Consider the following 24435-nt stretch of genomic DNA (forward strand, 5'->3'; position numbering starts at 1 on the left):
GCTACGGGGCCACCGGCAGGTCCGGGGTCATCAGCGTCGGGATGCTCCAGCGCTGGGCCGGAGTGCCGTTGCACGTCCACAGCATGAGCTTCGTGCCCCAGTCGCGCTTGGCCTGCGGGAGGTCGAAGCAGGCGTTCGACTGGGGGTTGAAGAGGCTGCCGTCGGCGCGCGGGAGCCACTGCTGGCCGCCCTCGCCGAGGCACTGCCAGAAGATCAGGTCGGTGCCGGCCGCGGTCTGGTTGCCGCGGACCGCGACGCACTGGCCCTTCTGGGTCAGCGTGCCGTTGGCGTTGACGCTGAACTTCTGGGAGTCGCCGCCGTTGCAGTCCCACAGCTGGAGCTGGTTGCCGTTGCCGTTGGCGCCGCCGGGGGCGTCCGCGCAGAAGTCGGGCGAGGCGGCGTAGCGGACCGGCAGGTCCGTGGTCGTCACCGGCGGCACGTGGTTCTGGTAGACCGACAGGCCGGCGACGGCGCCGTCGAGGTGGTTGCTGGGCTTGCTCACGTACTTGTAGCGGCCGATGACCAGGGCGCCGCCGGGTGCGGGGCTGGTGCTCGCCCGGTGGTGGCCGCTGGAGGCCAGGGTGCCGTTCACGTACAGGTTCATCGCGCCGGTGGTGGCGTTGTACGTGGCCGTCAGCTGGGTCCAGACGCCCGGCTTGAAGGCGTTGGCCGAGGTGACGGTGGAGTTGTGGTCGTACGGCCAGCCGTCGTTGTCCCCGTGGGCGATGGCGAAGCGCCAGTGGCCGGCGTCGGCCCAGAGCTTGAACGCGCTGGCGTGGGCGCCGTCCTGACTGACGATCATGCCGTCGGGCGCGTTCATCCTGACCCAGGTGCTGATGGTGAAGGACTGGCGGGTGTCGACGGCGTTGGCGGGGCCGGTGACGACCGACTTCGCCGCCGGGTCGAAGACCGCGACCTTGCGGGGGCGGCCGTCCACGGTCTCGGTGGCGTAGGTGACCGCGGTGGCGGTGGCGTCGTTGGAGGCGCCGCTGCCGTTCTTGGCGGGGATCGCCTTGGTGTCGCCTTCCAGGCGCCACTGGACGGTCGGGGCCTGGGCGTCGCCGCGGACGTGGTGGCCCTCGTAGCCGGTGACCGCGCCGCCGGCGGCGGTGCCGGCCCAGGCGTGCAGGGTGCCGTCGGTGCCGACCGCCCAGAAGTCCGGGACGTCGTCGCCGGTCACGTCGCCGTCCGAGCCGACGCGCGGGTAGTCCGCTCCCTTGATGCCGTAGCCGATGCGGGTGGCGGGCTGGGCCGCCGCGCCGGTGACGACGACGTACCCGTCGGCCGCGCGGGTGGCGGTCGTCAGCTTGTACTGGAAGATGTCGCCGCTGGTGCGGTTGCGCACCCACAGGGCGGGGGCGGTGTCGGTCGTGGCGCCGATGTTCAGGGCGTTTCCGGGGATCATCAGGTCCTTGTCGTCCCAGGTGCCACCGGCGTCGACCAGTGTGGGTGCGGCGAGGGTCTGGTTGGTCTTGACCGGGTAGAACCACAGGTTGCCGGCCTCCACGGCCAGCAGGCCGGTGGCATCGGTGACCTTGCGGCTGGGTGTACGGGTGGTGCGGGCCGGGCCGGTCGGGGTGATCTGGCTGGAGTACTGCCAGGTCGCCTCGTTGCGGTAGCCGGTGCAGGCGGTCGTGTACGCGGTGGAGCACTCCGGCTTGTCGACGGTGGTCTTCGTGCCGAGCGTGAAGCGGCCCGGGTCGGAGAGGGTGTTGTCGTAGGCGAAGAGCTGGGCGCCGCCGAGCGCGCCTGGGGTGGCGGGTTCCTGGTGGACGAACAGGTCGTCGACGTTGCGGCCGGGGTCGAGCGAGCCGCGGTGGACGGTGCGGTAGTCCTTCCAGGTCCGGCCGCCGGCCGCCTCGGGGGCCTGGAGGGCGGTGGCGGCGGTGCCGCTGGGGATCATGCTGCGGCTGGTGCCGTCGGAGGCGCGGCCGTGCGTGACGAGGTTGCCGGCGGCGTCCGGGAGCAGGATGTCGGAGCGGGCGTCGCCGGTGGTGTCACCGAAGGCGACCGCGCCGTCCTTCCACGGCACGTAGAACGCGTACGACTTGGTCGGTGAGGCGTTGCCGGCCTCGTCCAGGACCCGGGCGTAGACGATGTTGGTGCCCCAGTGGGTGGGCTTGACGCCGAGCGCGCTCTGGGCGAGCGGGCTGCCGCACTGCTTCTGGGCGCCGGTGAGCTGCGGGTCGAAGCCCCACTCGATGCAGGCCAGGCCGGAGCTGCGCAGGCCGGCGCCCGGGCTCGGGTCGGAGGCGACGAAGGGCAGTGAGCCGGTGTCGCCGAGGCGCAGCCGGGAGATCTGGCCGTGGCCGGCCGGCGGGAACTGGGTCGCCGGGTCGGTGAACGGGCCGAACTCCAGGACCGGCGGGGTCAGGTCGACCGCGAAGTGGCAGGGGGCGGAGCCGGGGCCGCGGATCAGGCCGTCGTCGCCCTGGACCGCCCATCCGTAGTTGCGGCCGTCCTTGAGCGCGTCCAGCGGGGTCGAGTAGAAGGCGTCCGTGCCGGTGGCGACGAAGCCGGACCAGCCTGCGTTCACCTCCGTGCCCGTTTCGTGGTCCCACACGCGGACGTACTCGGTGAGCTGGCCCTGGTTGGGGCTGCCGACCTTCGAGGCGAGGGTGACGGTCGGGGTGGTGATCCAGCCGAACTGGTCGGCGGGCACCTCGGCGCAGGCCTGCGTGTCCCCGGCGACGACGCGGCGGGGAGCGGGGACGGTGCGGGTGTTCTCGGGCACGAGCGGCGGGAAGTCGTACTCGGCGCTGAGCACCGCGGTGTACGCGAACCGCTTGAAGGCGATCTTGTCGCCGGTGCCTTCCTTGCCGGTCAGGGCGAAGGCGAGCGGGGTGCCGGTGGTGCGGATGCCGTCACGCATGGCGTTGGTGACGTTGAACTCGACGGGAATGTTGGGGTAGCAGTCGTTGCTGTTGCCGTTGCCGCCGACGTTCTGGTTCTGGATCCACTCGCGGATCTGGTGGTTGCTCCACTTGACCGAGGAGTCGAAGGCTCCGGCCCGGTAGAGGTGCACCGGGTACTGGTTGGTGCACGACCAGTCGGCCGACGTGTACTGCTCCAGGCGGAGCTTGGCGTAGTTGACGGTGGCGCCCGCGTATCCGCTCAGGTCGAACTCGTAGAGCGCGCGCTCGATGCCCTTGCTGGTCTCCCAGCCCTGGTAGCCGACGCCCGGCTTGTCGCGGTCGCCGGAACCGGTGCGGTCGTAGTTGCCCGCGTCGTACGCCTGCTGGACCCACGCGTGGTGCTGCTTGCCGCGGCTGTCCACGGACCACGAAGGGTCCACGTAGACCGGGTACTTGGTGGCGGCGCCGTCGAGCAGGGCGGCGCTGGGGGCGAGGGCGATCCGGCCGGTGGCACGCCGGTGGGCGGCCTTCGCGCCGGCGGCCTCCGCGCCGGCCGTGCCGGCGCCGGCCGTCTTCGCGCCGGCCGTCTTCGTGCCCGCCGTCTTCGTGCCCGCCGTCTTCGTGCCCGCCGTCTTCGTGCCCGCCGTCTTCGCGGCGCCGGGAACGGGCACCTCGGTCACCTGTGCGCCGGTCACCGGGATCCGCGCGACGGAGGCGCCGGCGCCCGGGCCGTCCGCGCTGCTGAGTCCGGACGCGCCGTCGAGGTCCGCGTAACGGGAGCCGCGGGCACCCGGCGTGCGGGCCTCTCCGGCCGACCACATGAGGGGGGCCGGGGCGCGGAAGACGGTGTCCTTGCCCGCGGTGGCGGTGAGGCCGCCGTCCTTGCCCTTGTTCAGGGTGAGGCCGTGGGTCTCGGCCGGGAACACCAGGTTGCGGACGGCCGGGTTGGCCGCGGCGGCGGGGGTGCGGAGCACGACGACGGTGGTGTAGCCGCCGTACTTGGTGGCGGTGACCTGGAGGTCCGTGTCGGTCGCCACGTTCTCGAACACGGCGTCGTTGCCGCGGAGTACGGGCTTGGGCAGGGCACCGGGGAACGGCGAGGACACCGACAGCTTCTTGCCGTCGGGGGTCGTCATCGTCGCCAGCGGGCCGTTGCCGCCACCGGAGATGACGAGGTCGGAGCCGGCCGACTTCGGTGCCACGGTGCCGTCCGCACGGACGGTCAGCGTGTCGTCGAGCGTCTGCCAGCGGCCCTTGGCGCCCTTGCGGCGCTGCGGCAGCACATGGCTGTCGGAGCGGAGCTTGCCCTTCGGGGTGGCGACCGTGGTGGTGTGTTCCGTGGTCAGCTCCGGGACCGGAACGTCCTTGCCGGTCTTCGCCGCCTGCGCCCGCGCCTTCTCGACGGCGGTGGACACAACGGACTGCGGCCGGGCCGCGGACCCGGCCGTGGGGGCCGGTGCCGCCGGCGACGCGGACGCCTTCGGCGCGTTTCCGGCGTCGGGCAGCGGCACCGGCGCGGCCTCCGCGACGTACGGCGTCGCCAGCAGCAGGGCCGCCGAGACCCCCGCCGCCAGTCCGGCGGCAACCGGCTTGCGCAGCCCGGCTCTTCGTGCATTGGACATGCGAGTGCCCACTCTCCCTGGACGAGTTGAGTCCCTGATCGGATCGAGTCCCGGATCGGACTGGCAAGGACCGGGGCACTGTGGCAGGCGGTGGTGCTGTCCGCCAAAGGCCGGAGGAGTCAATTCCGCCCCTCCTCGGTGAAGTTGTACGGAATTCGACCCCAGGGTGACCTTCCCCACCTGGAAATAAACTGCCGTTGAGAGTGACTCAACGGACGTTTACTGTTAGCTTCCGTCGTTCAGACCGGCGGTCGACGCGGTCCCGAGCCCGGCCGGCACAGCTCCGACGGCTCCGGACCCGACCTGCACGCCTGCTTCTTGCGAGGTCCCGGCCCTGCCGCCCGGACCTCGGCTCTCTGCTGCCCCCCAGACGGAGGAAACCCATGCCAGTCCCTGGCGTGCGCCGAAGAACGCGCACGTACGTCCCCCGCATGGCCACACCGGTCGCCCTGGCTCTCGCCGCCTCGCTCCTCGGCGCACCCGCCGTGCAGGCGGCGCAGACCGGGACGACCGCCGCCGAAGCGGACTTCTCGAAGGTGTGGAAGCCGCCGCACCGGCCGCTGCCCGGCACCAAACCGGTCAAGGCCTCCGCCGTCCGCAAGGCCAAGGCGGTCAAGCCCCGCTACCCGGTGCCGGCACGCACCGCCGCGCAGCCGAGAACCCCGTTCACCGCTCCGGTCAGCGGCAGCGCCGACCTGGCCGCGGCCACCGGCACCACCGCGGTGCGCGCCGGCCGGCTGCCGGTGTGGGTGTCCCCCAAGGGCCTCACCGCCAAGGCGGGCGGCTCCGCGGGCAAGACCGGCGGCGCGGTCACCGGCAAGATCACGGTGGTCCGCACCGACGACCGCTCCGCGCGCCGCGCCGGGGTCAACGGCGCCCTGTTCAGCCTGGCCCGCGGGACCTCCGGCACGTCCGGCACGGCCTCCCGGGTGCGGGTGGGCCTGGACCTCGCCGGTCTGCAGAGTGCGACCGGCGGCGAGTTCGCCTCCCGCGGCCGCCTGGTGACCCTGCCCGCCTGCGCGCTGACGACGCCCAAGGTGCCGTCCTGCCAGGTGCGTACGCCGCTGGCCACGCGCTACGACAAGGAGACCGGGCGGCTCGTCACCGACCTCGCGCTCCCCACCGCGAAGGCGCCCGCCCCGTCCCCGGCCGCCGCCTCGCGCGCGCCCGAGTCCGGCAGCCTGCTGCTCGGCTCCGCCGCGGCCCCGATGCTGCTGGCCGCCGAGACGGACTCCTCCGGTCCGGGCGGCACGTACGAGGCCACCCCGCTCGGCGCCTCGCAGAGCTGGTCCTCGGGCGGCAGCTCGGGTGCTCTGACCTACCAGTACCCGATCCAGATGCCGCCCGCGCTCGGCGGAGCCGCGCCCGAGGTGTCGCTGGCGTACAACTCCTCGTCGGTGGACGGCAAGACGTCCGTCACCAACGCGCAGGCGTCCTGGATCGGCGACGGCTGGGAGTTCAACCCCGGCTTCATCGAGCGCACCTACAAGCCGTGCGACAAGGCCGGCATCCCCGACTCGGGTGACGCCTGCTGGGCCGGCTTCAACGCCACCCTGTCGCTGGGCGCGCACTCCGGCACCCTCGTGCGCGACGACCAGGCGGGCTCTGCGACGGCCACCACCGACGCCGCGACCGGCACCTGGCGCCTCAAGGACGACGACGGCACGAAGATCGAGTTCGGCTCGGGTGCCGCCAACGGCGTCCGGGACGGGGCGTACGCGAAGGTCACCGACTCCTCGGGCACCACGTACTACTTCGGTGTCAACCACCTGCCCGGCGGCGATAAGACCGACCCGGCCACCGGCTCCGTCTCCTCGGTGCCGGTGTACTCGCCCAAGAGCGGCCAGCCGTGTTACGACGCCGCCAAGGGCGCCGGGTCCTGGTGCACGATGTGGCAGCGCCTCCACCTCGACCACGTCGTGGACGCGCACGGGAACCTCACCACGTACACGTGGGCACCCGAGACCAACTGGTACAAGCGCGGCGCCGGCCAGAACAGCGGCAACGGCACCATGACCGAGTACACCCGGGCCAGCACGCCGAAGAGCATCGCCTACGGGCAGAAGCTCGCCGACCAGATCGCCGCCAAGGGCACCCTGCAGCCCGCCGCCAAGGTGAACTTCGGCGTCGTCGAGCGCTGCACCGCCGCCGGCACGGCGTGCGAGCCCGCCAACCGGACCGTCGCCAACAAGGCGAACTGGCCCGATGTCCCGGTGGACAACGAGTGCAAGAGCACCGGCACCTGCGTCTACTACTCGGCCACGTACTTCACCACCAAGCGGCTGACGGAGATCACCACCCAGGTGCGCGTCGGCAACGCCTGGCAGGACGTGGACCACTACCGGCTGGTGCAGTCCTTCCCCGACCCGAAGGACGCGGGCAGCCAGCGCGCGCTGTGGCTGGACTCGGTGCTGCGCACCGGCAGGACCGGCACTCCGCACGTCGGCCTGCCCGCGGTGACGTTCACGCCCGTCATGCTGCCCAACCGGGTGGACGGCACCAACCTGGTCCCGGCCCCGCCGATCATGAACCGGCCGCGCATCCAGCAGATCCGCAACGAGACCGGCGGCGTCCTGAACGTCGACTACAACCTGCCCGACTGCTCGCGCGTGGACAACGTCATGCCGGCCGCCGAGGACGACAACAACCGGGCCTGCTACCCGGTCCGCTGGTCCCCGCCCGGCTCGGTGGCCGACGCCGATCCGGTGCTCGACTGGTTCCACCACTACACGGTGAAGTCGCTGACGGAGAACGACACCGCCACCGACACCCCGCAGAAGATCACCTCGTACGGGTACGAGAACGCGGCCTGGCACCGTGACGACAGCGAGCTCACCGAGGCCAACGCCAGGACCTGGGGTGACTTCCGCGGCTTCGCCAAGGTGACCACCACGGTGGGCTCGGGCACCGACGGCCCCAAGGCGCAGACCGTCACCACCTACCGGCAGGGCATGGACGGGGACGTCCGCAAGAACGGCTCCACGCGCTCGGTGCGCCTGACGGACGCGCTCGGCCGGGACGTGACGGACGTGGACTGGCTGAGCGGCCGGACCCTGCAGACCGAGACGCTCACCCAGGCGGGCGGCACGGCGGTCACCCAGACCGTGCACGCCTCCAGCGACCCGGTCGAGACCGCCAAGCGCACCCGCACCGGTCTGCCGGCGCTGATCGCCCGCTACGCGGGGACGAAGAGCAGCACCACGACCCGGTCCAAGCTGGCGGACGGCACCTGGCGCACGAGCACCGCCGGTCAGACCACCGACCCGGCGAAGAACAACCGCACGGTGACCTCCCTGGAGCAGGCCGACGGCGTGCCCGACCAGTGCACCCGCACGTCGTACGCGACCGCACCGGACGCCCAGCGCACCGGCCTGGTGTCCGAGGTGCTGAAGGTGTCGGGCACCGACGCCTGCACCGCCGCCGCCACGGCCTCGAACACCCTCTCCCGGACCCGGACCTCGTACGACGGTCTCGCCCACGGCCAGGCCGGCGCCGCCGGCGACGCGACGAAGAGCGAGGTCCTGGACCGGTACGCCGCCGACGGCAGCCCGGTCTTCGTGACCACCTCCACCAGCACCTACGACGGCTACGGCCGCCTCACCTCGACGACCGACCCGAACACCACCGACGCCCAGCACCCGAACGGCGCCACCAGCAGCACGGTCTACACCCCGGCCGCCGCCGGCGAGCTGCCCGGCACCGTCACGGTCTCCGCGCCGGTCCCCGGCCAGGCCACCGGCACCTGGGACACCGTCACCACCTACGACGCCCGCCGGTCGCTGCCGCTGAAGTCGACCGACGTCAACCAGAAGACGACGACCACCGGCTACGACGCGCTGGGCCGGCTGACCGCGGTGTGGCAGCCGGGGCGCGCCCCCGAGACGCACCCGAACGCCAACACGGTCTTCGGCTACCGGGTCTCGAACACGGCGGGCAAGCCCTCCGCGATCACCACCAGGAAGCTGACCGTGGACGGCAGCACCCCGGTGTGGACGTCGGCGATCGAGCTGATGGACGGCTTCGCCCACACCCGCCAGGTGCAGACCAGCCCGGCGAACCCGGCGTACACCGGCCGTCTGGTCACGGACACCCGCTTCGACTCGCAGGGACGCCAGTCCGTCGCCAACGCCGCCTGGTACAACGACGCCTCGGGTCCGGTGGACGTCCTCGTGGCCGCCGCCGACAGCGCGGTTCCGGCGCAGAAGCGGACCGCGTACGACGGCCTCGGCCGGACGACCGTGATCTCGAACTGGTCGCTGGGCACCGAGCAGAACCGTACGGTGACCAGCTACCCGGGCGCGGACCGCACGGACGTGCTGCCGCCGAAGGGCGGCGCGCCGTCGTCGGTGTTCACGAACGCCCTGGGCCACACCACCGAGCTGTGGCAGTACTCCACCGCCACCCCGACCGGTCAGGCCGCGGACGCCGCAGTCACCCGGTACACCTCCACCCTCGACGGCCGGCCGCTGACCCGCAAGGACGCCGCCGGGAACGTCTGGTCGTACTCCTACGACCTCCGGGGCCGGCAGACCGGCTCCAACGACCCGGACAACGGGGTCGGCACGCGGACGTACGACGCGGCCTCGCGCCTGTCGAGCACCACCGACGCCAAGAACCAGACGCTGGTCTACACGTACGACCTGCTCGGGCGGAAGACCGGCCTGTACGACGGCAGTGTGAGCGCCGCCAGGCAGCTGGCCGGCTGGACGTTCGACACGGCCGCGGGCGGCAAGGGCAAGCCGGCGACGTCCACGCGCTACGTGGGCGGCTCCGCCGGCAAGTCGTACACCAGCGAGGTGAACGGCTACGACGACGGCGGCCGGGTCACCGGTACGACCATCAGCGTGCCCGGCACCGATGCGGGCCTGGCCTCGGGCACGTTCACGTACCACGTCGGCACCACGCACGACCGGCTCACCGGCAACCCGAAGAACACGGTCCTGCCTGCGCTCGGCGGGCTGCCGCTGGACGACATCGCGTACTCGTACAACGACTACGGACAGCTGTTCAAGTACGCCGGCGCCACCACCTACGACACGCAGACCGAGTACGACGCCCACGGACGCGTGATCCGCTCCACGGTCAACCCGTGGGCCTCGCAGGTCGTCACCACCTCGGTGTACGACGAGGCCACCGGGCGGCTGCGGGACCAGTTCGTCGACAAGCAGACGTCGACGACGGGCGCGGTGCAGCAGACCGGCTACACGTACGACCAGAACGGCCGGATCACCTCGCTGACCGGCATCGCGGACAACACGCCCGCGCAGACCGACCGCCAGTGCTTCACGTACGACCACCTCGGCCGGCTGACGGCGGCGTGGACGGACACCGGCGGCATCAGCCGGCCGGACCCGCTCACCCACCCGACGGCCGACCAGGGCGCGTGCGCCAACACCACCCCGACCAGCGGTGCCGTCGCCCCGGCGAAGACCACCGTCGGCGGGCCGGCCCCCTACTGGCAGGAGTACTCCTACGACCTGACGGGCAACCGCACCACGGCCGTGCGCCGCGACGTGGCGGGCGACACCACCAAGGACGCCACGACCACCCAGGTGTTCGGCGCGCCCGCGCAGCAGAACGCCCCGACCTCCGCTCCCGCCACGGGCGGCGGAACCGGCGGCCCGCACGCGCTGCTGACCGCCACCACGAAGACGGGGACGACCACCACCAACACCGACGCGTTCCGCTACGACGCGAACGGCGCCACCACCTCGTACCGGGCCGGGAAGGCCGGGACGAGCAGCCTGACCTGGAACAGCGAGGGCAAGATCGCCTCGCTGACCACGGCCACGCAGATCAAGGGCGTCGCCGGCAAGTGCCTGGATGCGGCGGGCAATTCGACCGCGGCCGGCAGCCCGCTCCAGATCTACACCTGCAACGCCAACCCCGGTCAGCGGTACGCCACCGCCAACAGCACGCTCTCCAGCGGCAACCGCTGTGTCCAGGCCATGGGCACGACGGCCGGTTCGCTGATCAAGTTCCAGGACTGCGACGGCGGCGCCGACCAGACCTGGACGGCGCGCGCCGACGGCACCTTCCACAACCCCGCCTCCGGCCGCTGCCTCGCGGTGCCGGGTGACGTCAGCACCGACAGCACGGACCTGGTGCTCGGCGACTGCGGCAGCCCGGTGCCCGCCGGGCAGAAGTGGACCGTCCCGAACACCACGACCACGTACCTGTACGACGCGGACGGCAAGCTGCTGCTCCGCCGCAACCCGGGTACGGCCACCCTGACCCTCGGCAACGACGAGCTGACGGTGAACACGGCCACCCAGGCCCGCACCGGTATCCGCTACTACCCGGTCCCCGGCGGCATGACCATCGTGCGCACCGGTGCGGGCACGGCGGCCGGCGGGTTCGTCGCCCAGGTCTCCGACCAGCGCGGCACGAACAACCTGAGCATCGACCTGTCGACGCTCGCGGCCACCCGCAGCCGTACCGACGCGTTCGGCGCCGCCCGCGGCACCGCGCCCGCCGCCTGGGCCGGCACCAAGGGGTTCGTCGGCGGCCAGAAGGACGACTCCACCGGGCTCACCAGCCTCGGCGTCCGCATGTACCAGCCGGCCACGGGCCGCTTCATCAGCCCCGACCCGCTGCTGTCCCCGATGGACCCGCAGCAGTGGAACGGGTACGCGTACGCCAACAACGACCCGGTCAACAACACCGACCCGGACGGCCGCCGCTGCCTGCACGGCTCACCGGGCGGCGGCGCGGACGGCATCTGCGCCGGCGTCGACGGCGACACGGACGGAGTGATCGGCGACAACTCCGACAACTGCGGCCACCCGTCATGCCGCAAGGCCGCCAACGAGATGGCGCGCACCGCGAGGAGGAACGGTACCTACAACCGGACCCCGAAGGGCGAGGACCGGGCCTACCACCCCAAGCCGGTGAGCGACTACCGGTTCAGCTACACGTACACCTACAGCCACTACCTGGGGCCGACGTCCACCATGGGCACGCCGGAGTCCGTCATGGCCGCCTTCCAGGCAGACCCCGGGAAGGTCTTCCCGTTCCGGGTCGACGGCTGCGACTCGTTCGAGGACGGGGACTTCTGCACCCTGTACCCGGGCCTCTCCGACTACGGCATCAGCCCGACCCTCGCCGGCGGCCCCGGAGTGGTGCGGGTGACGGTCGCCAAGACGAGCTTCACCTTCGAGGTGATGGAGGAGGGGTACTTCGACGACCGGGGTTCCACCATCACCTTCACCATCGATCAGAAGGGCGACGGCCTCTACCTCAGGCAGGACGCCATGACGACCGGGTCCAAGGCGGGTCCTGCGCTCGCCGTCCTGGCCGGAGCGGCCGAGTTCGACTGGAAGAAGCAGGCGTTCAACCTCCAACGCCTGATCGTCGGCCCCGACCTGATCGACAAGTTGGACCACCGGATCATGCCCCGCGACCCGGCGGCAGAACTCCTGGATCCCTTCCACCCCAACAACATGGACAAGTGGCGGCGCTGAGGCGGGCCAACCGGTCCTGACCTGCCCGCGTACCCCCTGGCTGCCTCGGCTGCCGGGGGGTACGCACATGGTCAGCGCCCGAGCGCCCGGGCGATCGACACCAGCAGGTTCGGGTCCTCGGACTCGGCCGCGCGGACGGCGGCCACCGCGTCGAGCCCTTGCCCGGCGTCCGGTGGTGCGCCGTCCGCGCGGTTTCCGGCCGCGGCCGCGAACATGGCCGCGAGCCCCGCGGCCACCGCCTCGCGCCGCGGGGCCCCGGCCGCCGCGGCCTGCCGGCCGGCCGCCTCGCGCACGTCGTCCGCGCAGTACGGCGACAGGTCGAGCATCCAGTCGTGGATGGTGGTGATCCGGTAGAGCAGCACCTGCTCGGGACCGGCGTACCACGGGGGTGCGAGGAACACGTGGCCTCCGGGCGCGGCGCCCGGCCGGCGGACCAGCCGCCACAGCGGCCGCAGCGCGCGGATGCCGACCAGCGGCTGCCACACCCGGTCGATCAGCGCGGGCCCGTACGCCGGGACGAGGAGTCCCGCACCGATCATCATGCCGCTCGCCGAAATGAAGGGAGACAGGCCCTTGTTCAGCGCGTCCCAGTCGGCCCCCGCCCACCGGGCGGCGATCGAGATCAGCCTGAAGGAGCCGAACACGACATTGGCCACGGCGGCGACCACCATGACCTGCAGCCCGATCCGCAGGCAGGTGTCCACCGACGTGCGGGCGCGGTGGGCGGTCTCCCGGCCGATGTCGAGGATCCAGTTGCGGCACACGACGGCCGTGGCCGCGCCGGCGGCGACGTACGCGGCCAGGTACAGCACCACCATCTCGCCGATGAACGGGGTGGCCGCGTAGTACGTGTCGAAGTCCAGGGGACGCTCCACGGGGACGTCGCCCAGGGCGAACAGCACGGTCAGCGCCACGATCACGGCGACGCAGCCGGCCTTCCAGACCCGCACCCGCCGCCGGGTGCGCGCCCGGTCGCCGGACTCCGCCCGCCAGTAGTCCAGCAGCACCAGTGACACGCAGGCGAAGGCGGTCATGATGCTGTGGACCAGCAGGGCGGAGAAGTTGCTGATGCCCGTGATCCGGTTGACCGCCGAGATGGTGGGCTGGGAGGACAGCACGAACCCGGCGCACGGCAGGAACAGCAGCGCGTACACCGCCCGGACGGTCGGGCTGCGCCAGCCGCGCACCAGGCCGGGCGCTTTGACCACCAGGGAGGCGGCGAGGACGGCGGCCGGCAGGTAGTAGTCGGGACCCGCCGCCATCAGCGGCCTCCGAGGGAGGTCCAGATGCGGCCGATCCGCTCGTCCGAGGCGGTGTGGTGGCGCTTGCCCAGCAGGAAGGGGCGGAACTTGGCCGCGAGCAGCCGCCCGAACCGCTCCGCGCGGCGCTCCTCCTCCACGTCGTAGATGGTGCGGGCGGCGGCGACGTGGGCGACCGCGTCGCCCAGGGTCCACCGCTCGCCGAGCAGCCGGGCCGCGGCGGGGGTGCCTCCGGAGTCCGTGGGCCCGCCGGCGGTGGACCGGCCGAGCCGGTGCTCCTGACGGTGCCACAGCTCGTGACCCAGGATCACCATCTGGTGCAGGGGCAGGGTGTTCTTCTCCACGGCCACCACCTCGTGGTCGCCCAGGTCGAGCCACAGCCCGCTGACGGTGTCCGGCGGGAACGGCTCCAGCATCAGCCGGACCTGGCGCCCGGCGCTCTGCGTCAGGTACGCGCAGACCGCGTGCATCAGCTCGTTCGGTTCCCTGCCGTCCGCCAGCGCCATCGCTCCGGCGAACAGTTCGTCCCTGTGCCGTCGCATCGCACGGGAAGTGCCCAGCGCGTCCCACATGTCTTCCCCACCCGGACGCATCCCTTGTCGGCGCACCGCTTGTCGAGCGCTGTCACGCGCACAGATTTTCGTCAGTTCATATCACTAACCGGCCCCGGGTGATGCTTCCGGGGCCGGTGATCAAGGATTGAACGTCCGCGGGCGGGGCGGCGAGTGGGCCGCTGCGGGTCCGAAGTGCGTCCTATTTACGTCCGATATGCGTCTGATATGCGTCTGATGAGAGTCCGAAGTGAGAGTGTTGCCCTAGCCGTGCCCGCCCGGCCGGCTCTCCCGCGCCCGTTCCTCGCGCGAACGCCGCGCAATGGACTCGATGAGCGCGATGATCGGCTGCGCCGTGTCGTCCGGTACGTCGACCAGGGCGCGGGCGGCGTAACTCACCACCCCGAGGTCCGCACCGGCGGCGGCGGCCGCGGCGGGCCGGGTCAGCCGCTCGATGTCGGCGTCCTGCCGCTCGACGGTCCGCTCCAGCAGGTCCTGGTAGATCCGGTGGAGCACCCGGTCCAGGGCCACGGCAGGCTCGGCGACCAGGAACTCGATGCTCTCGCCGAAGAACGCCGCGATGCCCGCGGCGTGGTCGAGGTTGGGCGCCTTCCCCGTCTTGATCATCTTGTCCAGCCACTGCGCGCTGGTACCCGCGGCCGTCGCGATCTCGGCCAGGGAGTACGCCCGCCGCTGCCCGTCCGGTGCGGTCCGCAGCCGGGTCCGGCGCAGGAACACGATGCGGTCGACGGCCCGCCGGTGCCGCTCCTCCACCTGGTCGGCGTCCCCGCCAAGGCCGCCGGCCGGCGGCTCGCCCCGCAGCAGCGCCCGTACGTCGTCCTCGGGCAGCCCGGAGGCGTACGAGAGGCCGCCCTCGCCGTCCACCCGCAGCACGTCCCCGGGGTCGAGCCCGACCCGCTCCAGGAGGGAGGTGATACGCCGGACGGTCCCCGCCGGATCGGCGGCAAACCCCTCGCTCATTCCTGCTCCCTGCTCCCTGCGTCCGGCGGACCGTGAACCGCGTCGCTCGTGACCTACACACAGCTTCAACGTCACACAGTATGACTTCGCGCCCGGTCGCGGCAACCAAAGTTGAGCGAGACTCAGCCGTCGTTGATGGTCCGTTCCGGCCAGCGCGATGCCGTGACCGGCGTCGGAGCCGGTCACGGCATCGGGTCAGGGGAGCTGCTGCCGGTCTCAGCCCAGGGGCAGCACCAGGGGGTGCCGGCGTCGGAGGTGAGGGTGGTGGCGCTGTCCTCGACGCTCGCGTCGGAGTACAGCGGGTCCTTGCTGGTGAGGACGAGCATCAGACGGTGGTCCGCGGCCACGTCGTAGCCGGCAGCCTGGAGCCGCCAGGTGACGGTGCGGTCCTGCCCGGGCGTCAACTCGTCCAGGGTGAGCGGCGCGTGGGTGATGATGCGGGCCGTGCCGCCGGGGGCCACGTCGAACAGCAGGGCCACCAGGGTGGCCGAGGCGACCGTGCTGCGCACGGTCAGGTGGTGACGTCCGCCCAGGAAGGGGGACGGGACCCGGCACCTCGCCGTCCTCTCGCCGGCACCGGCCGGTCGCACGGCCGGCCGGTGCGTACCGGGTCCAGGGCCCCCACGGCCGGCCCGGACCGCGGACCGGTGGGGTGGGGACGAGCACATGCTTCCAGGGGCCCGAACACGAGAGCGCACAAACAGGACACGGCACACGCGTGTGCCGCGACCCCCGAAAGGGGCCGCGGCACACGCATCGGCGCAAGCCGACCGGTCAGGCGCCTCGGCGGCTACGCGTCCGGCGACCTGCGGAACGCACGGAACAGCGCACGCAGTCCGCCCGGCTTCCGGCGCCGCAGCGCCCAGTCGGACCGGATGTCGAAGACCTCCTCCTCCAGCCGTCGGTCGTCCTCGGCCGGAACCCAGGAGACCTCCATCCCGGCGAGGACCCGTTCCAGGTCCGCGTCCGCGACCCAGAAGTCGTCGGCCCGCACCCGGCCGTCGGGCCCGGTCTCCCCGGGGGCGTCACTGATGTAGCACGCCCAGGAGTCCTGGATCTCGGGGACGAGCAGCAAGTACGCACCGGCGTACTCACCTGCTCCGATCCGTCCCATCCGGCCCTCCTCGGGCCAGGTCTCGCGGTCTACCACCATGGTGCCCATCGCCTCGGCTTGCGGTGATTGATGTGGTAATTGAAGTAGTTGTGGTGGCCCTTGCTGCCCCACGTGAGGTTGGACGAGTAGCCGTGCTTGCCCTTCTTCGCCCAGGAGCGGTAGGCGTACTTGCCCTTGGACCGCATCCTCGCACCGTTCTTCGCGACGCTGCGCGCGGCCCCGCGGCCGACCCACATGCGTCCCGCCAGCCAGGTGGTGGCCCGGGTGGCGCGGTGCGAGCCGTTCACGAAGTTGATCTTGTGGGCGAGCCGGACCGTGCGGACCACCCGGTACGCCCGGTAGGCCCAGGCGGCCGCACCGAGACCGGGCACGAAGCTGGCCGCGGTCAGGGCGATCTCCCACTTGTTCCGCTTGGCCCAGCCCCACGTGCTCTTCGCGAGACCGCGAAGGCTCCAGCGCCCGTCGAGGTCGTACTGGTTGACCGGGTCCGCGTTGACGTACTCGTACGCGTTGGAGTTGCCGCCGTACACCGGGTCGACGGACAGGAAGCGTCCGGTGGCCGGGTTGTACAGGCGGACGCCCATCAGGGTCAGACCGGTCAGGGTCTCCCCCGAGCGCTGCTTGGCCCCGAGCCAGCCGTAGCGGGCCACGGCCTGCCCGGCGCGCGGCTTGCCGTACTCGTCGGCGTCGAGCGCCACCGGCGGCTTGGAGACGTCCAGCGGCAGCTGGAGTGCCACGTCACCGTGGATGGTGGTGAGCTGGAGGACGGTGTCGCCGGTCTTGCCGGTGACGGCGCCCAGGTCGCCGGAGGCGGACTCCACGTTGCGGGTCACGGTGCCCGTCGCGGTGTCCTCGGTGATCCAGCGCGGGTTGTCCCCGTCGCCGTCGAAGTGGTTGACCTTGGAACCGGTCTGGGTCCAGGTGCTGCCGCCGCCGCTCTCCGTCTTCCAGGAGCGCAGCCGGTGGGCGGCGTCCAGCTGCCACGTCCGGCGCTCGCCGCCCGCGGTCTGCTGGTGCACGAGGTCGTTGGCGTAGTAGCCGAGGCTGCTGCCCGGCAGGGCGGTGGTCCGGCCGAACGCGTCGTAGACGTACCCGGCGTCGACCAGCCGGTCGGCGCTGTCGTAGGCGGAGGTGGCGGTGGTGCCTCCCGTGGTGGGGCAGTCGGCGCCGGGCGTGCCGGTCGCGGTGGTCAGCGAGGTGCGGTTGGTCCGGCTGTCGAAGCCGTAGCCGCGGGTGGTGCACACCGTGGCGGCGATGTCCTCGACGCCGGTGAGACGGCCGACGGCGTCGTAGCCGTAGTGCTGCTCGGACCAGCCGACGTGGCCGGTGACCTGGCCGTGCACGGACTCCGACACGGTGTCCTCGAAGACGAGGGTGCCGTCGCCGTCCCGCCGGTAGGAGCGCCGGACGGGGGCGCCGGTGGTGTCCTCGGTGCTCGTGAGGGTGTAGCCGCCGGGCAGCTTCTCCGTGGCGACCGAACCGTCGGCGTCGTACGTGGCCTGGAAGGAGCCCGCCACCGAGTCGGTGGCCTTGGTGGCCAGGCCGCGCGGCTCAAGGCTGTGGTCGTAGGTGTACGTGACCGTGGACGGGACGCTGTCCGAGACCTTGACCTGCCGGTTCAGCAGGTCGTACTCGGTCGTCGTGGTGCCGCCGTCCGCGTCCGTGTACGAGATCTGCCGGCCGAGCTTGTCGAACTGGCGGGTCAGGGTGCCGCCGGTGGGCGAGACCGACCTCGTCTCGCGGCCGGTGACCGCGTCGTACTCGGTGGTGGTCTCCGGGACCGCCTGCCCGGTGCCGCCGGTGATGGCGAGCTTGGACACCCGGCCCGCGGCGTCGTACGTGGTGGTCGTGGTCCGGGTGGTGCCGTTGGCGGTCTCCGTGACCTTGGCGGGGTTGCCCCACCAGTCGTACTCGGTGCTGCTGGACACCAGCTGGGCAGGGTTGGTCCCGCCGCCGGTGATGGTGCCGCCGGGGGTGACGGAGCAGAGCAGGTCGGCCCACTCGGGCCGGCCCTGGCAGGTGCCCGTACCGGTGGCGGACCAGTACGCGGTCACCCGCGCGGTGGCTCCGGTGGCGGTGGCGCCGGGCGGGATCTGCCGGGTGACGCGCCCCTGGGAGTCGTACTCGGTGACGGTGGTGAGCGCCAGGCCGTCCGGGTCCTGGATGCTCTGCACCGCGCCGCCCATGGCCCAGTCGTAGACGGTCTTGGTGGCCCGGGCCTCGCCGAGGACCGTCGGGTGCTCGCGCACCTGGGCGCCGGTCGTGGAGCGGGTGACCTGGTCCTTGACCTTGGCGGTGCCGTCCGTGGGACGGCCCGCGTCGTACTCGTTGACCGTCCAGCCGCGGGCCAGCACGGAGGTGCCGGCCGGGACCAGCACGGTCGACCCCGACTTCAGGTCGGCGGTGAGCTCGATCCGGCGCAGCGGGCCGAACTCCTCCAGCTGCCGGGTCCCGCCCTCGTCGTAGACGGAGCTGGTCGACAGCAGGCCGGCCTGCTCGGCCGGGGCGAGCGCGGCGATGCCGAGGTCGGCCTGGACGGCGCGGTCGGCGGCTGTGGTGCCGAGGGCCACGGCCCGGTTGGCGGCCGACAGTTCGCGGACCTTGTGGCCGGCCCGGTCGTACTCGGTGGTGGTGATGTGGCCGCCCGGCAGCGCGCTGTTGACCTCGCGCGCGGACACCCCGAGGTAGTGCACCTCGGCGCGGGCGTAGTCGGTGGCGCCGAGGGCGTCGCCGGAGTGGGAGGCGGGGACGGCATCGGCGGGGAAGACCGCCGTCGCATCGGTCGGGGCATCGGTCTGGCCCCAGCCCTTCACGTCGTTCGCGCCCATGGCGTACGGGGCCTTGGCGCCGGTCAGCGGGACGTCGTAGACGACGCTGGTGACGGCCGTGCCCTCGGTCACGTCGGCGGTGCCCTGCTTCAGGCCGTCGCGCGAGGCCTTGAGGAGCATGCCCGGGCCGGCGGTGGCGGCGTTGCCCGCGGTGCCGTAGGTGAACGTCCAGGGCAGCTCGGACTGCGGCTGGAGGGTGACCACCCGGCCGGCCGCGTCGTACGCGTACTCGACCCGGGTGGACTGGGCGAGGTTCGGGTTCCAGTGCTGGCGCAGCCGGCCGGTGCTGTCGTACCGGTAGGTGGCGATCGCCTTGGACGTGGCCGCGGCCGCACCGGGCTCGGTGGACCAGAGGCGGATCTCCTTGACCTGACCGGCGAAGTCGCCGAAGTCCGGGGCGGTGGCGGTGGTCGCCGTCGCGTAGACCAGTTCCAGCGCCCGGCAGCCCTTCGTGGACGGGGTGGCGGTGCAGGTGGCGGCGGAGACGGCCGAGGTCGGGGCGAGGACCCGCTTGGGGCGGGCCAGCTTCTTGCCGTCGACGGTCACCGTCTCGGACACCACGGTGGTGCCGGAGTTCGGCACGCCGTCCAGGACGGTGGAGGAGGCCTGCCAGGTCTCGGCGGCCGCGTCGGGCTTGGTGAACTCGGTGACCGTGCCCTCGGTGTCGGTGAGCGTGAACGAGGTGCTCACGCTGCCGGTGAGGGCCATGTCCTCGGAGCCGGCCTCGGGGATCCAGGCCGTCTTGGCGCTGTTGGCGGTGAAGTGGACGGCCTCGCCGTCGGAATCCACCACGTCCACGGCCGTGTCGGAGATGCGCCGCACGTGGCTGTAGTCGGACTCGGTGAGCTCGGCGGAGACGCCCGAGACCCACTCCTTGCCGAAGACGGCGGCCTGGCCCTCCTGCTTGGCGCCGCTGTCCGGGGTGCGCGAGGACGCGGTCCGGCTGACGGACAGGCCGAAGGCGGAGGCGTCGGTGGCGGACAGGGTGTAGTCACCGGTCAGCAGGTTGACGCTGCCCGGGCCGACCTCGTCGGTCGCGGCACCGGTGGCGTTGCGGTCGACGATGACGCTGAGCGGCTGGGTGGCCCCGGAGCCGCCGGCGCCGGTGAAGTCGGCCTTGATCTGGACGGTGCCGTCGGGGTCGACGGTGTCGGTGGCGTTCCAGACCAGCGGGGCGTTCTTGCCGCCGGTCATCGCCACCGGCCACGCCGTCAGGGGGGTCCCGCCGGAGGTCACCTGGCCGGCCGGGATGACCGCCCAGGGGTCGGCCTCGGACCGGCGCCAGGAGAAGGACACCTGGTCGTACTTGCCGCCGTCGGCCTCGGCGGCCAGCGTCAGCCGGCGGGCGGTGCGCTCGCCCTCGCCGGGCTGGACGAAGCCGCCCGGACCGGCGTGGAAGGTGTGGTCGATCGCCTCGGACTTGTTGTCCGCCTTGTCGACCGCACGGACCTGGAGCGTGTGCGTGCCGTCCTTCGGCGGGGTGACGGAGATCGCCTTCGCGCCCGCCGCGCCGCCCGTGACCACCTTGGTCCAGGTCACGCCGTCGAGGGACCACTCCAGCCAGTTGTGGTCGGAGGCCGGCGGGGTCACCGTGAAGGTGCCGGCCTGGCCCGCGCCCTTGACCCACGCGTTCGACGGGTAGTCGGTGGACGTGATGGCGGACGGGGCGGAGGGGGCCGAGGTGTCGACCGTGAAGGTCTTCTCCGCGGACCAGCCCAGGTTGTAGTGCGTGCCGTCGTACGGCGAGGTGCGGAAGCGGTACGTCTTGCCGTTGGTCAGCACCCCGGCGGGGACGGTCACGGGAGCCGGCTGGCCCGAGGGCACGAACGCCGACCGCAGCACCTCGCCGACCTGCGCGTTGGTGGCGTTGTCGAAGATCTGGAACGCGCCCTGCACCTTGTCGCCGTTCACGTCGACGAACGTGTCGCGGAGGGTCGGCGTGGTGCTGTTGACGACGTACGCGCCGCCGTAGGAGAAGAAGGGCGCTCCGGCCTCCTGCTTCGTTCCCGTGCGGGGGCGGTAGTTGTACGTGACCGTCAGCTTGGGCGGGTTGGAGGCGGCATTGGCCGAGTTGACCCGCTTCCACTCCTTGACGTCGAGTTCATCGGTGGCCCGCAGGCCCATGCCCGAGTAGGCCCACTTGTTGTTGGACCAGTGCTGCACCAGGTTCGTGACGTTGGCGTTGATCCAGCCGTCGGCGGTGCAGGCGCTGTTGCCCTTGGTCTCCGTGGAGGTGGCCATCTTGGTGACCATCGCCGGCTGGTTCGTCCAGCGCGAGGCCGTGGACGCGTTGTTCGCCGTCCACACCTCCCACGGCTGGGCGGTGCAGTCGGTATTGCCGGCGTGGAAGTTCCACAGCGAGAGCGTCGCGGAGGAGATCAGCGCGTCGGCGACCGGCGCGGTGTTCCAGGTGATGAAGGAGCGCGCGGTGCGCCAGGTGCCGTCGGCGTTCTTCGTACCGGGGTTGCCGAGGTCCAGCTCGGTGTCGTTCGACCAGTCGACGGTCTCGCCCTGCTGGACGTAGGTGTCGAAGAGGTTGCCCAGCGTCGAGGTCGAGGGGTCGACAGTGACCGGGTACTTCGTGGCCGGGTCCGCGAGGAACTTCGCGTCCGGGGTGAGGACCAGGTCCACGCCGCCCTTGGCCTTGACGACCTTCATGGCGACCTTGGCCCGGTTGGTGTGCTCACCGGAGACCTTGTCGACGGTCGCGTCCCACATGACGGGGGCGGGCATGACCGCGGACTTCTTGGACTTCTTGTCCGTGAACAGGACGCTGCCGTCCTTCTGCTCCGTGACCTTCAGACCCTTGGTCCGCAGCGGCAGCGTGTACGAGAAGGCCGCCGCGGGCTTGGCCTTGACCTCGACGAACTGCTCGAAACCGGTACGGGTGGCCTCCACGACCACGTCCGCACCCGGAACGGCGTTCTCGTAGGTGGCGCGGGTGCCGTCCAGCTTCGGGGCCGGCAGGCCTCCGCGCCACTGGAGGGTGATGGCGTTCTCGCCACTGCCCAGCGTCACCAGATCGGTGGCCGGAGCCTTCGCGGCAGCCGCGAGCGAGGCCGCCTTCGCGCCCGACCTGCCCGCCAGCCGCAGCCCGCTCGGGTGCGCCTTCGAGCGGACGGAACCGTCCGCGGCGGACGTCAGGCTCACGTCGACATTGCGCCACTCGCCGGTCTCGTCCTTGAACCGGACCGGGCCGGCCGCCATTTCGGTGGTGAGCGAACCGTCCTTGTTCACCCACGTCGTCGTCGACTCCGTGCGCTCCGACAGCGCCTCCACCCGCTTGCCCGACAGCCGGGCCGCCACCGTGGCGGACGGAATGTCGGCGGCCTGGGTGACGGGGGTCTTCTCGACCACCGCGACCTGCCGGGCCTGTGCCGCCATGGCGGAACTCGCGCCGTCGAGGAGCGCAACGGACAGGACCAGGGCCACACCGCCTGCGACATACCGCAGGCTCCCCCCGGACCAAGGCCGTCCGCGCTCCTCGGGCGCAGGTATGTGAATCGTCATGATTCCTCGGTCTCGTGCGTTCGTTTCAGGCCACTTGTGTGGCGAGACCGAACGTAACGAGGAAGGAAAGCACCACACTTACGCAAAGCGGAACCAAAGCGGACCGGAGCGTTCCACTCCTTGGACGTGATCTGCGTCACATCCGAACGGAGTGTCCCGACTCCGGTCCCGACTCCAATCCGCGCCGCGGTCCCTGCCGGACCTCAGGAGGCCGGGTCGCCGGCGTTGGCCGTGACGGGTTCGGCGGCGCGGACCTTCACCGCTGCCGGGGTCCGGCCGCGGCCGGCCAGCCGGCAGCCGAGGCAGTCCGCGTGTCCGCCCCGCGCGGAGTGGTCGCGGGTCCAGAACCCCCAGGCGGCGGCGGGCCGCGGCCCGGGCGTCTTGCCCCAGCCGGCGAGGTGCAGCACCCACGTGAGGACGGCGGCCCCCAGGAGCACCGCTCCGCCCAGCCACAGTCCTGGTGTCCAGCCGCACACCCCCACCCCGGCGAGCGCCGACCCGACCGCGGTGACGGCGGTTCCGGACCAGCCTGCGACGGTGTGGCCTTCGTCGTACTGATGTCCACTCATGACTGAACCCCTCCCGAGACGTACCGGTCGGAGCGAGTCTGCCAACGGGACGAGAGGAAGGGCAACGGGCCTGCAGGGCACCGCAGTTCGGCGCTGCGGCCGTGCGAACGCAGCGCCCTACGCGTCCGGCGACGGACCGGCGAGGTAGGCGAGCAGTCCGGCGATCTCCCGGCCTGCTTCCGCGGGGTGGCGGAAGCGCGCACCGGGGGCGATCTCGTAGCGGTTGCGGCGGCCGTCGCGGATCCGGGTGAGGTAGCCGTCCTCCTGGAGGTCGGTGACGATCGCCTGCACCGTGCGTTCGGTGAGGCCGCAGACCGCCGCGATGTCGCGCAGGCGGATACCGGGGTCACGGGCGATCGTGACCAGGACCCTGGCGTGGTTGGTCAGGAAGGTCCAGCCGGTCCGCTGGGGCCGGGTGCTCGCGCTCTCCACACGGCCATTGTTCAGCCCGCACTCCCGCATGACAAATCCGGAAACATTTTTCCTGTATCGCTTGACGGGTGTCAGACCTCCGGGCACGGTGGGGGAGACATGCGGAACCCCCCTTCCGCATCCACGACCTTTCGCGCAACGCGCCGCAAGCACCCGTGCCCAAGGAGCGAAGACGATGGCTTTCACGGCCCCGACCGAGACGAACCACCAGGCCGGGACGGACGACCGGTCCGCACGCCCCGCCGCGGCCCGCGCCGCCGGTGTGCCCGCACTGGAGGGCCTGCCGGAGGTGGACTGCCCCCGGGAACTCGCCCCCGAGGACGCCCGGCAGCTGACGGCCCTCTTCTTCGAACGGCTGCGCAGCCTGGAAGAGGGCACCGCCGAGTACCGGTACGTACGCCACACCCTGATCGAGATGAACATCTCCCTCGTGAACTTCGCGTCCCGCCGCTTCCGGGACCGTCCGGGCGGTCCGGAGAACGAGGACATCGTCCAGGTCGGCACGATCGGCCTGATCAAGGCCATCGACCGGTACGACCCGGACCGCAACACCCGGTTCACCACCCTCGCCATTCCGTACATCACCGGCGAGATCAAGCGCCACTTCCGGGACACCGGCTGGGCCGTCCACGTACCCCGGCGCCTCCAGGAGCTGCGGGTGGAACTGGCCAAGGCGACAGAGGAGTTGACTTCGGAACTGGGCTGCGAGCCGAGCCCGGCCGAGCTGGCCGCGCACCTGGGCCTCGCCGAGGACGAGGTCCGCGACGCCCTGGTGGCGGCCAACGGCTACTCGACCCAGTCCCTCGACAGCCCCGGCGGCCCGGCCGGGAGTGCGGGACCGGCAGCCTCGGACACCGCCCACAGCCTCGCCGAGACCCTGGGCGACATCGACCCGGCACTGGAGACCGTGGAGGACTGCCAGACGCTCGCACCGGTGCTGGCCGGCCTGGACAAGCGCACGACCGAGATCCTGCGCCTGCGCTTCGGCCACGACATGACCCAGGCGCAGATCGGCGCGGAGATCGGCCTCTCCCAGATGCACGTGTCCCGCCTGCTCTCCCGCACGCTGGCCGACCTGCGCTCCCACCTGCTGCACGAAGACTGACACCAGCCCCCGCCCCGCCGGGCCCGGGCCGCGCACCTCGCGCGGCCCGGGCCCGGCGGCCGTATGAGGGGGCACCTGCAGGAACGCCTCGACCAGACCGAGCGGAGGGACATATTCCGCCGAACTCGCGGGAGCGGGCGGGTGAA

The 24435-nt window shown here is 72.0% G+C and carries 11 protein-coding genes; 2 read left to right on the forward strand and 9 right to left on the reverse strand.

Going from position 1 to position 24435, the window contains the following annotated elements; translation table 11 throughout:
• Nucleotide 1: 1 nt before the first annotated feature.
• Nucleotides 2-4477 (reverse strand): ricin-type beta-trefoil lectin domain protein, encoded by a 4476-nt coding sequence (locus LG634_RS22910; RefSeq protein WP_226735807.1) that lies wholly within the window; start codon nt 4475-4477, stop codon nt 2-4.
• Between the two features lie 431 nt (nt 4478-4908).
• Here LG634_RS22910 and LG634_RS22915 point away from each other — a divergent pair, with 431 nt between their 5' ends.
• The gene (locus LG634_RS22915; protein WP_226735808.1) at nt 4909-11940 is read left to right on the forward strand and encodes a ricin-type beta-trefoil lectin domain protein; all 7032 of its coding nucleotides are present in this window, start codon (nt 4909-4911) and stop codon (nt 11938-11940) included.
• 71 nt (nt 11941-12011) lie between these two features.
• On the opposite strand, the gene LG634_RS22920 is transcribed toward LG634_RS22915, so the two are convergent.
• The 8 genes from LG634_RS22920 to LG634_RS22955 all read right to left on the reverse strand — a co-directional run bounded on the left by LG634_RS22920 (nt 12012) and on the right by LG634_RS22955 (nt 23184).
• The gene (locus tag LG634_RS22920) at nt 12012-13202 is read right to left on the reverse strand and encodes an MAB_1171c family putative transporter (protein ID WP_226735809.1); all 1191 of its coding nucleotides are present in this window, start codon (nt 13200-13202) and stop codon (nt 12012-12014) included.
• The gene (locus LG634_RS22925) at nt 13202-13741 is read right to left on the reverse strand and encodes a toxin-antitoxin system, toxin component (RefSeq protein WP_226735810.1); all 540 of its coding nucleotides are present in this window, start codon (nt 13739-13741) and stop codon (nt 13202-13204) included. Before LG634_RS22925 ends, LG634_RS22920 begins: the two co-directional genes overlap by 1 nt.
• A 273-nt stretch (nt 13742-14014) precedes the next feature.
• Nucleotides 14015-14731 (reverse strand): hypothetical protein, encoded by a 717-nt coding sequence (locus tag LG634_RS22930; RefSeq protein WP_226735811.1) that lies wholly within the window; start codon nt 14729-14731, stop codon nt 14015-14017.
• 182 nt (nt 14732-14913) lie between these two features.
• On the reverse strand, nt 14914-15240 hold the full coding sequence (locus LG634_RS22935; RefSeq protein WP_308072644.1) for a CocE/NonD family hydrolase C-terminal non-catalytic domain-containing protein: 327 nt from the start codon (nt 15238-15240) through the stop codon (nt 14914-14916).
• 281 nt (nt 15241-15521) lie between these two features.
• Nucleotides 15522-15884: a hypothetical protein gene (locus LG634_RS22940; RefSeq protein WP_226735813.1), complete on the reverse strand. Its 363-nt coding sequence runs from the start codon at nt 15882-15884 to the stop codon at nt 15522-15524.
• On the reverse strand, nt 15875-22057 hold the full coding sequence (locus LG634_RS22945; protein WP_226735833.1) for a DNRLRE domain-containing protein: 6183 nt from the start codon (nt 22055-22057) through the stop codon (nt 15875-15877). The genes LG634_RS22940 and LG634_RS22945 overlap by 10 nt, the downstream gene beginning before the upstream one ends.
• 329 nt (nt 22058-22386) lie before the next feature.
• Nucleotides 22387-22752, reverse strand: coding sequence for an HGxxPAAW family protein (locus tag LG634_RS22950; RefSeq protein WP_226735814.1), 366 nt, complete (start codon nt 22750-22752; stop codon nt 22387-22389).
• Between the two features lie 117 nt (nt 22753-22869).
• Nucleotides 22870-23184, reverse strand: coding sequence for a helix-turn-helix transcriptional regulator (locus tag LG634_RS22955; protein WP_372482479.1), 315 nt, complete (start codon nt 23182-23184; stop codon nt 22870-22872).
• Nucleotides 23185-23359: 175 nt separating this feature from the next.
• On the opposite strand from LG634_RS22955, the gene LG634_RS22960 reads away from it, so the two are divergent.
• A complete protein-coding gene (locus LG634_RS22960) occupies nt 23360-24289 on the forward strand; it encodes a SigB/SigF/SigG family RNA polymerase sigma factor (RefSeq protein WP_226735816.1) in 930 nt (309 codons plus the stop codon).
• Nucleotides 24290-24435: the final 146 nt, after the last annotated feature.

It is taken from the genome of Streptomyces bambusae (assembly GCF_020532645.1).
Classification (GTDB): Bacteria; Actinomycetota; Actinomycetes; order Streptomycetales; family Streptomycetaceae; genus Streptomyces; species Streptomyces bambusae.

Excerpts from the sequence above, each read along its gene's own strand:
- LG634_RS22910 (WP_226735807.1), bottom strand. The coding sequence starts at position 4,477 with ATGTCCAATGCACGAAGAGCCGGGCTGCGCAAGCCGGTTGCCGCCGGA.
- LG634_RS22945 (WP_226735833.1), bottom strand. The coding sequence starts at position 22,057 with ATGGCGGCACAGGCCCGGCAGGTCGCGGTGGTCGAGAAGACCCCCGTC.
- LG634_RS22940 (WP_226735813.1), bottom strand. The coding sequence starts at position 15,884 with ATGGTGGTAGACCGCGAGACCTGGCCCGAGGAGGGCCGGATGGGACGG.
- LG634_RS22915 (WP_226735808.1), top strand. The coding sequence starts at position 4,909 with ATGGCCACACCGGTCGCCCTGGCTCTCGCCGCCTCGCTCCTCGGCGCA.
- LG634_RS22930 (WP_226735811.1), bottom strand. The coding sequence starts at position 14,731 with ATGAGCGAGGGGTTTGCCGCCGATCCGGCGGGGACCGTCCGGCGTATC.
- LG634_RS22950 (WP_226735814.1), bottom strand. The coding sequence starts at position 22,752 with ATGAGTGGACATCAGTACGACGAAGGCCACACCGTCGCAGGCTGGTCC.
- LG634_RS22925 (WP_226735810.1), bottom strand. The coding sequence starts at position 13,741 with ATGCGACGGCACAGGGACGAACTGTTCGCCGGAGCGATGGCGCTGGCG.
- LG634_RS22920 (WP_226735809.1), bottom strand. The coding sequence starts at position 13,202 with ATGGCGGCGGGTCCCGACTACTACCTGCCGGCCGCCGTCCTCGCCGCC.
- LG634_RS22960 (WP_226735816.1), top strand. The coding sequence starts at position 23,360 with ATGGCTTTCACGGCCCCGACCGAGACGAACCACCAGGCCGGGACGGAC.